The organism is Vibrio sp. 2017_1457_13 (assembly GCF_030851525.1).
In the GTDB taxonomy this organism is placed as follows: Bacteria; Pseudomonadota; Gammaproteobacteria; order Enterobacterales; family Vibrionaceae; genus Vibrio; species Vibrio metschnikovii.
This window is the reverse complement of the sequence record NZ_VHTA01000003.1, coordinates 263,120-277,977: the sequence shown is the minus strand read 5'-3', so window position 1 is coordinate 277,977 and position 14,858 is coordinate 263,120. Positions and strand designations below refer to the sequence as shown.

Here is a 14,858-nt window from a genome sequence, read left to right as displayed (position 1 = left end):
ACAATCAACCATCTTATTGTTTATAAAGGATTTTCATAAAGCGCTATTGCCAAAGGCGAATCATTATTGAACCACGATGGTGCTAGATGCACCACCATCAATCAAAGACTAAATAAGGCTGCCCGGCAATCTCCACTTGTTGAACGGCGGTATGAAAAACGTGTTGGATACGCTCGGCGGTTAACACTTGTCGAGGTTCACCTAATGAATGCATCACCCCATTATCTAACAGTAATACTTTATCGGCATAACGTAGCGAACGGTTCAAATCGTGATTAGCCATGATGACCGTGATCCCATCGCTGGCAATACGCTGGATGAGGTCATACAGCAGTCGCTCTTGCGCAATATCTAACGGAGCCGCAGGTTCATCGAGGATCAGTAATCGGCCAAATGGATTTAATGTCGGCCAAATTTGTAGGCAGCTACCCGCTAAACGTACTCTCTGCCACTCTCCACCCGATAAATGGTGGATAGAACGATAGAGCTTATTTTGTAAACCCAGCAGTGTGACCAATTCTTGCAGTACTTCGCTGACTCGAGGTTCCTGATAACTGACCCCTTGGGGAAGGGATAACTCTAAATATTGAAACACATCAAGATAAAAAGCAGGTTTATCACTTTGCGATAAGTAGGCACGAACCTGAGCTTGTGCGGGTAATGAGAGTGACAATAAATCAACATCGTCTAACTGCACCGAACCTTGGCTAGTGATCATACCTGCTATCGCTGCTAATAAAGTACTTTTACCACTCCCATTAGGACCAATCACATGCAGCACTTCTCCGGCTACCGATTGAAAAGAGAGCGGCAGTAAACGTTGCCCAACGTGTAAATGACTAACGTTTATCATGACTTCTCACCAGCATCCAAATAAAGATTGGGGCTCCAATGGTTGTCGTCACCACACCAACAGGCAATTCGGCGGACGTAAGAGCAAGCCTTGCCAACATATCAGCCGCCACCAGCAGCAGAGCACCACACACAGCGCAAGCAGGCAACAACATACGATGCTCACTCCCCAATACAAGACGCAGCAAATGTGGAATAACCAAACCAATGAAGCCAATGATGCCAGCTAAAGCAACACTCACACCAACTAATAATGAGATAGCAACAATCAATTTCCAACGTATTGCTATTACGTCTAATCCGAGTTGTTTGGCATGAGTTTCACCTAGCATCAATTGATCAAGAGATCGTCCTTGAAACAGTAACCAGATAATAACGGGTAACGCCAAAAGAGACAGAGCATGTTGATACCAACTGACACCACTTAAACTGCCCATCAGCCAATACATCAGCTGCCTTAGACTCAAGTTATCACTAAAATAAAAAGCCCATGTCACTATCGAGCCGGACAGGATGCCTAAAGCAACCCCAACCAGTAAAAGACGCGTAGTGGTTAAACTCGTCAGCTTGGCAATCGATACCAAAAGAAAGGTAAAAACTAACGCGCCCATCACGGCAGCTAACATAAACAGCGATGGCGTAGCAAAGGTAGGAAAAAAGAATAAGACAATCACCATCGCCACACTGGCACCACCAGAAATCCCCAAGATTCCCGGTTCGGCTAATACGTTACCCAATAGTACCTGTAACGTAGCTCCCGACAAGGCCAGTGCGCTACCGATAACGATAGCCGCCAGTAATCGAGGTAGGCGTAACTCTAAGATCAATTGTTGTTCAAGAATCGTCCAATCTGAACCCAGCCCGATAAAACGCTCACCGACCATTAAATAAGTCGCACTTAATATGAATAACAGGCAAGTAAAACTACCAATCACCCATCGCCAGCGGCGCTGTTTGTTGGCAATTAATTGGTTGAAGTTCATCGGCCTAATAGCATAAAAAAATAATGGGGCTAACCTTATCGTTAACCCCATTGAAGCTCAAGTGCTTTACTTAATCATAAACCAATTGATCATCTTCATATCGAGTATCTACCTTGCAGACCATTAAGGCCGCACGTTGACCAATCGCCACATTGCGGTTGGGAAACACGATCGCCTCCCCTTCATTCTTCGCCATTAAGGGTTTATCGCCATCATGGCCAAATACTTCCCCATGCATAAAAGAGGTGAAGTTTTCTACATCGTCACCAAAGCGAAAATCAAAATCTTCGTGTAAGCGAACAATCGTTCGACTCACTCGATACATAATGGTTTTCTTGGCTAAATGTTCCGACTGCTCTGCCGCGATTAAATCGCGTAATGCGAGATCAAATGCGGCAAGGCGTGCCAAATCATTTTCACCCAGTTTTGCCACTTGACCGAGTTCAACGGTCATCGCTTGCGCAGCAAAATGCTCGGCACTGAACCAGCTAAAGGTACTTGCAGGAGCATTAGAAAGCATGACAGCTTCAATGTGTGCGCTTTCGATAAATGCCATCAAAGCGCGACTACGGACTGGATGACGAGTTTTCGGGCTGACAGCAAATGAATAGTGCTTTGACAAACGAATCGCACAGTGTAAATCGAGATGCCAGCGAGTCTCTGGTCCCGTTTCATTAAAAAACTGGCTGACCTGCGCTTTTAAGTTGGTAGCGATATCCGCTTCTAAACTCGCAGCATGAGGCTTATCATCAAATAATCGGTTGAGATTTTCTTCTATAAAACGGGTATGGCGCAAAGTGGCTTGTGGATGAGCGACAATAAATAAACAGCGCTGCTGCACACGTTGAAATCCGCTGACGATATCATCAATAATTTTATCGACCAGCTCCATTGGCGCCGTTTCATCACCATGCACACCACAAGATATGACGATATTTTTACTATCCGCAGAATAATGTGCTGGTAATACTTCAAGGACACCACGTTGCCACAGTTTAAGTCGGACGCCTGCTTGAGTGGTGATTTCTTCGCTGACCATCGGCTGGTCAATATCCAAACTATCGAAAAGAAAAGATCGGCGAAAGAGGGATGTCGTCATGCGCTACTCCTTTATTGCACAGCGGGTATGGTAAAGAATTGTTTAACCAATTTATGTAGAGAGGATCTCACTTATCAAAACCCGAACGCTGAATAACCTGCAAGTAAGCATCACAAACGGATTTAACTCCCCGAATTCTAACACTAAATATTGCTAATGCACTAGAGTTGGGTTATTCGTGCTGATAGTCAACCACTTGATATGATCAGCATACACCCAAACGACTTGGCGTTGCAGTTTCAAGCACGAAGGGGATACACACTTTGGATAGCGACGAATTTTAGGAATCAGTATGAATAACACAACTCAAGACCCGGTGATCATAATTGCAGGCGCCACTGGCTTAGTCGGCACTTGCGTATTACGACGCTTATTAGCTGAACCTGCCATCCAACATATCTATGCACTGAATCGACGGAGTTTATCGCTGCCTCATCCTAAATTAACCGAGTTGATTGATTCTGAACTCAGTATTACCCACTGGCCTGAGCAGCAGCCTCGCCCTCAGTATGGCATTATCGCGCTCGGCACAACGCTTAAGCAAGCCGGCTCTAAACACGCTTTGGAGAAAGTGGATTTTGAATTGGTTTGTCAGGTGGCGCACAGTATGAAAATCTTGGGCGTGACTCGGCTTGCGATTGTCTCTAGCTACGGAGCCAATCCCAGTGCCCGCTCCCATTACTTACGCTGCAAAGGACGCATGGAAGAAACCATTCGTCGGCTTGGGTTTGATCATCTGGTGTTTGTTCGTCCAGGTCCGTTAGTCGGCCAACGTGAACAGCCGCGAAATGATGAAATTTGGCTACAACGAATCATGAAATTAGGACAATTTTTTCTATTTGGTCGCCTAAAAAACCTGATCCCGATTGACGCCGATAAGGTCGCTCAAGCACTCTTGTACGCTTTATTTGATCAATCAACCAAACGAGTTACTGTTTTACCCTCCGTAGCGATGCATGAACTGGTCAAAAAATACCAATAAACCGACCACTTAATCACCACGCTGACGCCAATACAGCCAAATAAAGCGCTCAATAACTATTTGTTCTACATTATGCCGTTTTGGTCTTTTAAGGTTGATTTAGATCACGCTATGCTCAGCTGGTCTTATTACCCCTATACCTACACCATTTATCGGCGCAGAGCTGTAGCAGCTTAAATGCAATGGATGACGCTACCAGATAACGTTAATGGACTTAACTTTCTGCACGGTTAAATTAAGTGTTGTTTTACCCCTGTTAAGGATGTCTATTATGTCAGTTGCAGCTATCGCTATGCTTGCGGTATTTGTCGGTATTTTGCTGTTCCTGTTTGGTCAACAGAAAAAAAGCCATTCGTTATCGCGCTTAGTTCTATTAGGTCTAGTGCTTGGTAGTGTCTTTGGACTTGCCCTTCAGCTTATTTTTAACCAAGGTAGTCCCGTTATCCGCGATGTGCTCTCATGGATTTCGATTGTTGGCAGCGGCTATGTCGAACTATTGAAAATGGTTATCATGCCATTAGTATTAGTATCGATGATTTCTGCCGTGGTGAAACTGGATAACAGCGGTTCATTGGGTAAAATCTCCTTTCTCACTATCTCAATTTTGCTGTTCACAACAGCGATTGCCGCTTTGATTGGTATTTTGATCACTCATGCGTTTGGCTTAACCGCTGAAGGGCTAACCGAAGGCACACGTGAAGTGGCTCGGATGGGACAACTTGAATCTCGCGCATCAACGGTTGCTAACTTAACTATTCCGCAAATGCTGATCGGTTTTATTCCATCAAATCCTTTTGCAGATTTGACCGGAGCCCGTTCGTCTTCAATTATCGCAGTGGTTATTTTCGGTATCTTAGTTGGTATTGCTGCACGTAAAGTGATGCAAGAGAAAGAACAGCTTGAAGCGCCTATTCGCCTCTTTGTTGATGCGCTGCAATCCATTGTGATGCGCTTGGTTAAAATGATCATCGCCCTCACACCTTATGGTATTGCTGCTCTGATGGCGAGAATGGTTGCAACATCAAGCGCGAGCGATATTTTAAACTTGCTCGGCTTTATCGTCGCTTCTTACCTCGCGATTGCTTTGATGTTTGTTGTGCATGGTTTATTGGTTGCCTTGGTTGGCGTTAACCCTAAAACCTATTTCCAAAAAATTTGGCCAGTACTGACTTTTGCGTTTACTTCACGTAGCTCAGCGGCCACCATTCCATTAAACGTCGAAGCTCAAATCACTAAGCTTAATGTGCCACCAGTGATTGCTAACTTGTCAGCCTCATTTGGAGCAACAATTGGACAAAATGGCTGTGCCGGAATTTATCCTGCAATGCTAGCGGTGATGGTTGCTCCCTCAATGGGGATCAACCCGCTGGATATCCATTTCATCTTGTCATTGATTGCCATGATCACCATTAGCTCGTTTGGTATTGCTGGGATTGGTGGTGGCGCAACGTTTGCCGCGCTGATTGTACTTCCAGCGATGGGGTTACCTGTGACAATCGCAGCACTGCTTATCTCGATTGAACCGTTGATTGATATGGCACGTACTGCACTTAATGTATCGGGATCAATGACAGCGGGTACCATCACCAGTCGACTCATGAAACAAACTCATGAGCCAGAAGCTGAAACACAACCTGTCCAAGCGTCTTAATCATTAACGATTGCTTAAACACTAAAAAGCCGACCCGTATATTGGTCGGCTTTTTTGTCTCTTTTTTCTATCAATGATGACTTAATTGTCGCGTTTATTATCGCCAACGCAGGATCCCTAAGCGATACAGTGCTAACGCCGAAAGTAACAAAGCACAACCAAGGATTTTATTCAAAGGCATGGTTTCCGCATAAACCAGCATACTAAGAATCAATGTCCACACCGGTTCCAATAACATTAATAAAGCCGCATTGGTCGGATTAGCATGCTTTTGACCAATAGTTTGCATCAGATATCGCAAGCTCGTGGCCAATAACACGCTCAATGCAAACCACTTCCAAGTCATAATACTTACCGATTCTGGCCAGCGTTCAAATAACCAACAGAGCACTACCCCCAAACAACCGACAGTAAAAAGCTGTAATGTGGTTAATAACATTGCGGGCAATTTTGCGGAGTATTGACTATTGAAGTTAAAATGTAATGCCAGCCCCATCGCCGCCGCTAAAAACCACAACTGATTGACCGCAATTTGCCAAGCGCCATTCCAAGAGAGCAAAAACAATCCTAATACTGCAATTGGAAAAGCCAGCCAAAAAGCTCGATTCGGTCGATTACCGTGGAGCGGCCAAGCAAGTAAAGGCACAAATAGCATCGACAAACTCATGATGAATGCACCTTCGCCCAAGGTGGGACTTAATGAAATCGCATGTATCCAGCAAAAAAGCGAACCCCCTAAAAAGACGCCGACCCCCATTGCGCGCAGACAATCTTGTCGAGAGGCTTTTTTTAAAGCTGGGAAACAAAACGGCAGTAAAATCAGAGAGGCGGTAATAAATCGCAAGCCAATAAATCCAAACGGTGGTAATTCTTCAATGGCTTGTTTTGAAAACACCCAACCCGCAGCAGCGAGCAATGTTGTTAATACAAAAATCGATTCAGCGCGAAATTTAACCATCATGGTAAGGTCACACAAAGGCAGGAAAGAGTGAACAGATTGTGCGCCAAATGTAAAAATAAAACCACTCTTCATCGGCTAAATATCAATGATTTAGCTTTGCTATAACGTGTTAACAACCCATCTGCAAGCGACACATAAATAGAAATTGATTCGATATCTGAATCATCAAGAACAGCCGTTCTCAAATTCATACAACTCTAAAAATTAACTTAAAATAGAAATTAAAAACCAATAAAAATATTAAAATCGGAATAAAAAACCAATATTTTCACTTTTACATAGTTCCATTGGGCCGACAACTGAGGGTTAATCAGTGAATGTGACCACTACCACAAAAAGCCTTCATCCACTAAATGTGGTAAGTTTTACCACATTATCATTTCTATATGGCTCTAATTTCAGTGAAAGAATCCCAAGAAGCATTGCATTTTAGCATCACTCCAGAAAAGACCGCTTGGAACCGACATGACACTTATTGGTCACTCAGCTTATTTGGTACCGCCGTCGGTGCCGGCATTCTTTTTTTACCCATTAATCTAGGGCTTGGTGGGTTTTGGCCGTTATTGATTATGGCGCTTCTCGCCTACCCAATGACGTACTACTCTCATCGCGGCCTAGCAAGATTCGTCTTATCTTCTGCTTATCCTAACAGTGACTTTACGGATGTGGTTGAAGAACACTTTGGAGTCACGGCTGGCAGAGCCATTGCATGGTTATACTTTCTGTCTATTTTCCCTATCTTATTGATTTATGGCGTGGGACTGACCAATACCGTTGATAGTTTCTGGGTTAACCAAGCACAACTCAGCGCTCTGCCTCGTTGGTTACTGTCCGGTGTTCTGGTCAGTGGGTTGATTGCGATTATGCTCGGCGGTGAAAAAATCATGTTACGCGCATTCGCCGTCATGGTTTATCCTCTCGCGGCCATTTTAGCCGCTCTATCACTCTATTTAATTCCACGCTGGCATCTGCCTTCTCTTGCTTTGCCGAGTGCTGGGGAGTTTATTCATACCGCTTGGCTATCAGTGCCGGTGATTGTTTTTTCATTCAGTTATGCTGCGGCTATTTCTAGTTTTGCTCATAAGCAGCGACGCTATTACCAGCAACAAGCCTTAAAGAAAAGTGAACATATACTAAAACGCACCAGCATAGTGCTGATTGCTTTTGTATTGCTGTTTGTTTTTTCATGTGTGCTAACGCTATCCCCAGAGCAACTCCTTGACGCTAAGACGCAAAACTTATCTATTTTGTCTTACTTGGCAAACGCGACTGATAATCCGTTTATTGCAACGCTCGGGCCACTGGTGGCTTTTATTGCGATTACTTCCTCGTTCTTAGGGCACTTTTTAGGGGCTCGTGAGAGCCTAAATGGATTGCTGACTAAGCACAGCTCTCTCAATTACGCTCAGGCGAATAAATTAGGAATAGGATTTCTATTTCTGACTATCTGGGCGGCGGCAATACTCAATCCAAGTATTTTAGGTATGATGGAAGCGTTATCTGGACCCGTTATCGCCTTAATTTTATTTATCATGCCCATGATTGCCGTCTATCGTGTTAACGCTCTCAATGGTTATAAAAAACACCTAAGCACTTACTTTGTATTTGCCATTGGCATGATGGCAGTCTCTGCTTTGCTTTATCGCTTACTCCATTAAGTCTCGGTAACATCTCCTCCTCTCCACTGGAATCTCATCGGTGGAGAGGGGCGCGTTATAGTGATAGAAAAACGATTTATTTATCAAGGGGTAAGATCAATCATCGTCATACTTTAGTTAAAATACTCGCAGAACTTGTTGACTAATATTTAACCAGGTCGTACCTTGTAATGTAATCTTCATCACATTAGGAGGCTATTCCATGAAACGCTCTAGCGCAACTTCGCGTCTGCAAATGATTAAAGAAGTTGCAAAACGCAACACCTCTCCCACCAATGCCGATCCTATGGCGCAATACATCAATACATTAATTCACAAAAAAACCAGTCAACCGAAACAAGAACCGAAACGGATTTTCTCAGGTTTGCATTTTGATGAGCATGCCGGTGGATGGGTTAGCGATAACTGGGATAATAAATAGTCCAACTCTCGCGAACCACTTTATTGCTGATACCCTACCGATGCGAAGGCCAAACGTCGAACTCGATTGGATGTGCAGCTAGTCGTCCTTAGGGTATTGCCAACTATGGTGTGATTAGAAATGGATTTCATGTGACACTTTTTTACCGCCGTTCATCGAATATCATTCGCTTAAAAGTACGAAGCCGAGCGACTAGAACAGTTCGTTTTGTCGATCCTCGTTAGCCATTTCCATCCTCTTATTGGCTTGACTTTGCTGCGATCGTTGTTTGCGCCGATAACGTTGCCGACAAAGATGAATGACGTGCAGTTGCTGAGCTGGCGTCATATCTAACCACGTAAAGCGTTCCTCTCTTTTACGCATACAGCCCTGACAATAGCCTTTTTCATCCACGCTACAGACACCCACACAAGGGCTTGGGATCTGGAAAAACTCCAATTGCTCCATAACCACTCCATTGTTTTATGCCCTATCTGACCCCATAAACAATTCGGTTAGCGATTAGCTCATGATCGCCTACGCTTTAGGCATGACAGTCCGCTAACACAACTTAATCATGGCTCGTTATACTCTATGCCAATCATCTCATCAACTTAACGTGATTAGGTTGTCCTGATGCTATTTGATGTCCGATTGTTGATTAGGAGTTCTCACATGAAGCTTAGTTCAAAAGCCCTACTTGCCGCAATATCCTTACCTGTCTTACTCTCTGCTTGTGCAGGTTACCAAGATAAAACCGAGATTACTGCCGACGTACTGCAACATCATCATTGGCAACTGACTCATATCGATGGGCAGCCGTTGGTCATGGATGAGCATTATGACGCACCAAGACTCGAGTTTGGCGAAAAAATGATGGCCAGTGGTAATGCCGGCTGTAACAACTTTTTCGGTCAAGCCGAGCTAAAAGATAACAAACTGCGTATTGAAAGAATGGGCATGACGATGAAAATGTGTATCGGTGATGTTATGGATACCGAGCAACTCGTCTCTCAATCATTGAGCGACTGGAATGACGTAACATTAACCGAAGAAACACTAACCTTAAAAAACCAAGCACATACACTTACTTTCACGTTGAGTGATTGGGTTAAGTAAAAGCCATCGGTTTTTCATGTTCACAGTGAGTAATAAAAAAAGACAGCTTTTTGCTGTCTTTTTTTATTAAGCCAATTTTGTTACACAGAAGATTAACTTATTTAATGATTTTCCTTCATAATGGATCGATATGGCGGTTCGATAAAGGGCGAGGACAGCGAGTTATTGCAGCAAAATGACTCCGCATTGCCGATAGCACTGTCACCCTCAGTAGAAAAAGAGATTAAGGATAATAATGAAAAACTGGCTAGCTCTACTCTGCGCAAGTTTACTGTCGTTTGCGCTTCACGCTCAATCTTGGCAAGACATCACCCAACAAGCTCGAGGAGAGACGGTCTATTTCCATGCTTGGGGTGGCAGTCAAGAAGTTAACAACTACTTACGTTGGGCGGCTGTACAACTCAAACAACAGCACGACATCAATTTAGTGCATGTGAAGGTATCTGATATTGCCGAAACGGCCAGCCGACTAGTCGCAGAGAAAGCCGCAGGCCGTCACGATGCTGGTAGTGTTGACATGGTGTGGATCAATGGTGCTAATTTCAAGTCGATGAAAGATAATGGATTATTATACGGCCCAATCGTTGACATGCTACCCAACTGGGCAATCGTCGACTCATCACTTCCGGTCGATCGTGATTTTGCTGAACCAACGGAAGGGTTAGAAGCCCCTTGGGGAGTCGGTCAGTTAGTGTTTATTCACGACCACCAAAAGCTCAATAATCCCCCACAATCTTTCGCAGAGTTGCTCAGTTATGCCAAGGTATACCCTAACCGGATTACTTACCCTCGCCCACCTGAATTTCATGGTGCCAGTTTTCTTAAAGCATTATTGATTGAATTAACCGCGAACAATGCTGCATTAGGTTTACCGGTTGATCACGCGTCTTTCCCTATCATCACTAAACCGTTATGGGATTATTTGGATCAACTGCACACCGTCGCTTGGCGATCAGGGCGACAATTTCCATCTGGCTCATCAGAAATGCTCCAATTACTGGATGATGGACAAATTGATCTTGCGATTACTTTTAATCCTAATGCTGTTTTTGCCGCTCAGGCTGCGGGTAAGCTGTCGAAAAGTACACAAAGTTACGCGATGCAAAACGGCGCTTTAACCAATATTCATTTTTTAGCCATCCCTTGGAATGCCAATGCCAAAGCGGGGGCTTTAGTGACAATCAACTTTTTACTCAGCCCAGAAGCCCAATCTCGTAAAGGGGATTTAGCCATTTGGGGTGACCCTGCCGTGATCCAAAGGCAGCACCTTAGCGGCTCTGCCAGCCGTTCGAAATTGTATCCTTCAATAGACGAACCTCATCCCAGTTGGCAAACTGCGTTAGGGGAAGAGTGGCAGCGTCGTTACGGTCATCGTCAATAACGATTACTATGCGATTACGACTGGCTTATTGGGGCGTACTGCTGATTTGCGTTGCGCCGATCATTCCTGGAGTGCTCGGTATCGTCAGCTCTGCGTTGGGTTATATCCCTGCCGTAGGATTGAATAGTGTTGGCGTTGAGGCTTTTCAGCAAGTTTGGCAATGGACCGGTATTGAACGTTCATTGCTGCTCTCGCTTAGCTCAACCCTATTGAGTACCTACCTTGCCTTAGCGATCAGTTTTGCTATTTTAGCCTCGCTTTGGCACTCTCAATATTGGCGAAGGGTTGAACATGCGTTATCCGCGCTGCTTGCTCTTCCTCATGTAGCTTTTGCGATTGGCTTTGCCTTCCTATTTGCACCGACAGGAATGGTTTCGCGTTTGATCCATTCCATGTCGGGCTATCATCCCTCCACTCAAGGTGCCACTTGGCTAGTTCAAGATCCCTACGCGCTGGGACTCACTATCGCCTTAGCATTAAAAGAAGTTCCTTTTCTGCTCTTGATGAGCCTCTCAGTGGTACAACAATTACGCATTCCGTCCTTACTCACCGTTGCGGCCTCTCTCGGCTACTCACCTCATCAAGCTTGGTGTAAGTTGGTTTTTCCACAATGGCTATCTAAAATGCGCTTTGCCTTATTTGCCGTCACTAGCTACGGTATTTCGGTAGTCGATCTCAGTCTAATTTTAGGTCCGAATACCCCTCCGACCTTCGCAGTCTTAGTCTGGCAATGGTTCAGTGATGCCGATCTGCAGCAAATTCCCCGCGCCGCCGCTGGCGCGTTACTGCTCTTAGGATTAGCGAGTATCATGCTGCTATCGGTGTTACTGATTGAACGCATACTCTTGGGTTTATGCCGTCAATGGATGTGGTCAGGCCGTTACGCCTTATTCTTACCAGGAAAAAGCTTACTCTATTTAGTGTGCTTTATTTCTTTGAGTATTTTCCCTCTGATGATGTTATGGAGCATTGCTCAGCGTTGGCGTTTTCCTGAGTTGTGGCCCAGCGAATACAGTTGGCGATTTTGGCTAGCTGAATGGCCGACAATGCTCCCCGCTCTCTATCAAAGTGTTGGTTTAGCGCTGGTCAGTGGTAGCCTAGCATTGCTTTTTGCTGTTCTGACTCATGAATATCGTCAAGCTTCGCCTCGCTCAGTACCGACCTATTTGATCGTCATGCCAATGCTAGTCCCTGCGCTCTCTTTATTGTTTGGCGTACAAATTCTCACTTTACTGATCTCAGGCTCAAACTATGTCTTATGGGTCGTTTGGGGGCATCTCTTCTTTGCCTTTCCGCTGGTGTATCTTGCGCTTGATGGGGCATGGAAAAGCTACCCTGCTGACTACCATAAAATCGCCGCCAGTTTAGGTAAAAGTGATTGGTCTATCTTTTGTAGAGTTAAAGCCCCCTTATTAAGGCCGGCTATGCTCTACGCTTGGGCGGTAGGGGTTAGTGTGAGTTTAGCGCAATATTTACCAACGCTGATGCTTGGAGGCGGTCGCTTCGCTACCATTACTACCGAAGCGGTGACACTATCCAGTGGTTTTGACCGCCGGGTAATGGCGATTTATGCTCTTTGGCAAGCCGTGTTACCGTTCATTTTTTTCTTGCTTGCGATTATTCTTAGTCGCGCCTTTCAGCCTCAATCTTTAACAAGAAGCCGTTAACTAATGAGTTTTTATCTCAAAAACCTTACCCTATATAAGCCAGATGGCCAGCCACTGCTAAGCCATTTTGATTTAACCATTCATCGAAGTGAGATCGTCAGCCTAATGGGGCCAAGCGGCTGTGGTAAGTCGACCTTACTCAATGTTATTGCCGGACATTTACCCACCGATTTTCGTTATCGTGGAGAGATGACATTCAATCAACAAGATCTAACGACGCTGCGCCCACATCAACGCCAAATTGGTTTATTGTTCCAAGATGATTTGCTATTTCCGCATCTGAATGTGTGGGAAAATTTAGCCTTTGCCTTACCCAATGCAGTCAAAGGCCAACATCGCAAACGACAAGCGCAACAAGCTTTAGAGAACGTATCGTTACTCGCGTTAGCGGAGTCTTTCCCAGACCAACTGTCGGGTGGACAAAGAGCCAGAGTCAGTTTGCTGCGTATGCTGCTCGCTCAACCTCGCCTAGCGCTACTTGATGAACCATTCAGTAAATTAGATAAAACACTACGGATACAATTTCGCCAGTGGGTATTTGAACAGTTAAAAGCCTCGCAAATTCCAACCTTAATGGTCACTCATGATGAAGAAGATGTGCTTCACTGTGATCGTGTAATCCAATGGCCTGAGGAGCAACTCAATGCTTGATCGCTACATTATCCCGGTTATTCGCCGCCCCTTATCCTATGCGGCAGAACAATTGGATGAACTCAACGTGACCGCAAATCAGGTGACACTCTTCGGTTTTGCTTTGGGGTGTTTGGCTTTTCCAGCGTTATTATTAGAGCAGTATACTTTGGCTTTATGGCTGATCCTCGCTAACCGACTTTGTGATGGGCTGGATGGAGCATTAGCGCGAATTCAAGGACTCACTGATGCAGGCGGATTTCTCGATATTAGCTTAGATTTTCTGTTTTATTCGTTAATCCCTTTTGGTTTTATTCTCGCGAATCCAGAAGCCAACAGCATTGCGGGCGCTTTTTTGATTTTTTCGTTCATTGGTACTGGGTGCAGTTTTCTCGCTTTTGCCGTCATGGCCAGCAAGCACGGGATCATCAACCCTGTTTATCAGCATAAGTCTTTGTATTATATGAGTGGATTAACCGAAGGGACAGAAACCATCGTTTGTTTGGTTCTATTTTGTCTCTTTCCTGACTATTTTTCACTGATTGCCTATCTGTTCGCAGCGGCTTGTTGGATAACGACAGGAACACGGCTCTATTCTGGTTTTCATACACTATCAACATTAGAGAAAACCAATAACTCACATTAAGACGTTTCGACACAACCCCTTAGTGACGGCGTCACTAAGGGGCAATCCGTTTTGGTCGAAATAGAACGACACTATTCAACGGTTAATATAGCGGCTAATCACTACACTTCGCTTAGCGAGCTTTGATCTCCGGCCAGAGGATATTCCAAGGTTTAATCCAGTTATCAATACCTTGACTAACCATAGGCGAAGACCATTTTTCGCCCAGCAGAGGGGCATTTCTTGGATCACAAACAAACTCAAAGTGTGTGCCCTGAAAAGAAAAACGCAAAGCAAAAGCATGCAGATACCCACGATCCGCTTGGCTAGTCGGCAAATAAATAGGATCACCGACGATAGGCGAGCCTATCGATTTGAGTGCTACTCGAATTTGGTGGGTTTTGCCAGTGTGCGGTTTACATAAAAACAGCCGCTCGCCTGGCTCAGCCGGTAAAGAGAAAAATTGTGTGATGGCTGGGTTATCATACGTTGGTACGAGTTTCCAACTGGCTCGACGTGAACGTTGCATATCACCACTGATCAACCCTTGTTTCTTCTTCGGTTTTTTGGCACCTATCGCGAGATAATATTTCTCAACCTTTCGCTTAGCAAAAGCCTGCGACAATTCACTGGCTGCCGCTGCATTGCGGGCGAGCAGTAGCAAACCAGAGGTCATTTTATCTAAGCGATGCACCAAATACAGTTGTGTATCGCCACTTTGCTGCCCGACTTCATGCAGCAACATCGTCTCCCCATCATCTTTATGAACAGAAACATTAGGGTGTTTATTAACGACTAAAAAATCCGTATGCGTCACAACTATATCAAACATGGTATTTTCCGAATAAAA

At 44.7% G+C, this 14,858-nt stretch carries 15 protein-coding genes; 9 read left to right on the top strand and 6 right to left on the bottom strand.

Annotated elements, in window-relative coordinates; all coding sequences use genetic code 11:
- Window positions 1-97: 97 nt before the first annotated feature.
- The 3 genes from btuD to FKN88_RS05700 all read right to left on the bottom strand — a co-directional run bounded on the left by btuD (window position 98) and on the right by FKN88_RS05700 (window position 2,934).
- Window positions 98-853 carry a vitamin B12 ABC transporter ATP-binding protein BtuD gene (gene btuD, locus FKN88_RS05710; protein ID WP_154167982.1) on the bottom strand — a complete coding sequence of 252 codons (756 nt, stop codon included), beginning with the start codon at window positions 851-853 and terminating at the stop codon, window positions 98-100.
- A complete protein-coding gene (gene btuC / locus FKN88_RS05705) occupies window positions 840-1,835 on the bottom strand; it encodes a vitamin B12 ABC transporter permease BtuC (protein ID WP_154170629.1) in 996 nt (331 codons plus the stop codon). The genes btuD and btuC overlap by 14 nt, the downstream gene beginning before the upstream one ends.
- 70 nt (window positions 1,836-1,905) lie before the next feature.
- Window positions 1,906-2,934 carry a succinylglutamate desuccinylase gene (locus tag FKN88_RS05700; RefSeq protein WP_154167980.1) on the bottom strand — a complete coding sequence of 343 codons (1,029 nt, stop codon included), beginning with the start codon at window positions 2,932-2,934 and terminating at the stop codon, window positions 1,906-1,908.
- Window positions 2,935-3,226: 292 nt separating this feature from the next.
- On the opposite strand from FKN88_RS05700, the gene FKN88_RS05695 reads away from it, so the two are divergent.
- On the top strand, window positions 3,227-3,916 hold the full coding sequence (locus tag FKN88_RS05695; protein WP_154167978.1) for an NAD(P)H-binding protein: 690 nt from the start codon (window positions 3,227-3,229) through the stop codon (window positions 3,914-3,916).
- Between the two features lie 271 nt (window positions 3,917-4,187).
- Window positions 4,188-5,567, top strand: coding sequence for an L-cystine transporter (locus tag FKN88_RS05690; protein WP_154167976.1), 1,380 nt, complete (start codon window positions 4,188-4,190; stop codon window positions 5,565-5,567).
- Between the two features lie 97 nt (window positions 5,568-5,664).
- Here the strand turns inward: FKN88_RS05690 and FKN88_RS05685 are convergent, their stop codons facing one another.
- Window positions 5,665-6,528, bottom strand: coding sequence for a DMT family transporter (locus FKN88_RS05685; protein ID WP_158138534.1), 864 nt, complete (start codon window positions 6,526-6,528; stop codon window positions 5,665-5,667).
- 401 nt (window positions 6,529-6,929) lie between these two features.
- Here FKN88_RS05685 and FKN88_RS05680 point away from each other — a divergent pair, with 401 nt between their 5' ends.
- Both FKN88_RS05680 and FKN88_RS05675 read left to right on the top strand, forming a co-directional pair.
- On the top strand, window positions 6,930-8,186 hold the full coding sequence (locus tag FKN88_RS05680; protein ID WP_199244791.1) for an aromatic amino acid transport family protein: 1,257 nt from the start codon (window positions 6,930-6,932) through the stop codon (window positions 8,184-8,186).
- A gap of 202 nt (window positions 8,187-8,388) precedes the next feature.
- Window positions 8,389-8,607 carry a hypothetical protein gene (locus tag FKN88_RS05675; protein ID WP_158143806.1) on the top strand — a complete coding sequence of 73 codons (219 nt, stop codon included), beginning with the start codon at window positions 8,389-8,391 and terminating at the stop codon, window positions 8,605-8,607.
- A gap of 192 nt (window positions 8,608-8,799) precedes the next feature.
- Here the strand turns inward: FKN88_RS05675 and FKN88_RS05670 are convergent, their stop codons facing one another.
- Window positions 8,800-9,054, bottom strand: a complete 255-nt coding sequence (locus FKN88_RS05670; protein WP_040904252.1) for a DUF1289 domain-containing protein — start codon at window positions 9,052-9,054, stop codon at window positions 8,800-8,802.
- 207 nt (window positions 9,055-9,261) lie between these two features.
- Between FKN88_RS05670 and FKN88_RS05665 the strand changes: the two genes are divergently transcribed.
- The 5 genes from FKN88_RS05665 (at window position 9,262) to FKN88_RS05645 (ending at window position 14,029) form a co-directional block, all read left to right on the top strand.
- Window positions 9,262-9,705 carry an META domain-containing protein gene (locus FKN88_RS05665; protein ID WP_004395124.1) on the top strand — a complete coding sequence of 148 codons (444 nt, stop codon included), beginning with the start codon at window positions 9,262-9,264 and terminating at the stop codon, window positions 9,703-9,705.
- A 235-nt stretch (window positions 9,706-9,940) separates the two neighbouring features.
- Complete coding sequence (locus FKN88_RS05660) at window positions 9,941-11,086, top strand: ABC transporter substrate-binding protein (RefSeq protein WP_004395123.1); 1,146 nt, start codon at window positions 9,941-9,943, stop codon at window positions 11,084-11,086.
- An 8-nt stretch (window positions 11,087-11,094) separates the two neighbouring features.
- Window positions 11,095-12,753: an ABC transporter permease gene (locus FKN88_RS05655; protein WP_306687315.1), complete on the top strand. Its 1,659-nt coding sequence runs from the start codon at window positions 11,095-11,097 to the stop codon at window positions 12,751-12,753.
- A gap of 3 nt (window positions 12,754-12,756) precedes the next feature.
- Complete coding sequence (locus FKN88_RS05650; RefSeq protein WP_170904586.1) at window positions 12,757-13,404, top strand: ATP-binding cassette domain-containing protein; 648 nt, start codon at window positions 12,757-12,759, stop codon at window positions 13,402-13,404.
- Window positions 13,397-14,029 (top strand): CDP-alcohol phosphatidyltransferase family protein, encoded by a 633-nt coding sequence (locus FKN88_RS05645; protein WP_004395120.1) that lies wholly within the window; start codon window positions 13,397-13,399, stop codon window positions 14,027-14,029. The genes FKN88_RS05650 and FKN88_RS05645 overlap by 8 nt, the downstream gene beginning before the upstream one ends.
- Before the next feature lie 112 nt (window positions 14,030-14,141).
- Here FKN88_RS05645 and FKN88_RS05640 read toward each other — a convergent pair whose 3' ends face one another.
- The gene (locus tag FKN88_RS05640) at window positions 14,142-14,840 is read right to left on the bottom strand and encodes a TIGR01621 family pseudouridine synthase (RefSeq protein WP_158138539.1); all 699 of its coding nucleotides are present in this window, start codon (window positions 14,838-14,840) and stop codon (window positions 14,142-14,144) included.
- Window positions 14,841-14,858: the final 18 nt, after the last annotated feature.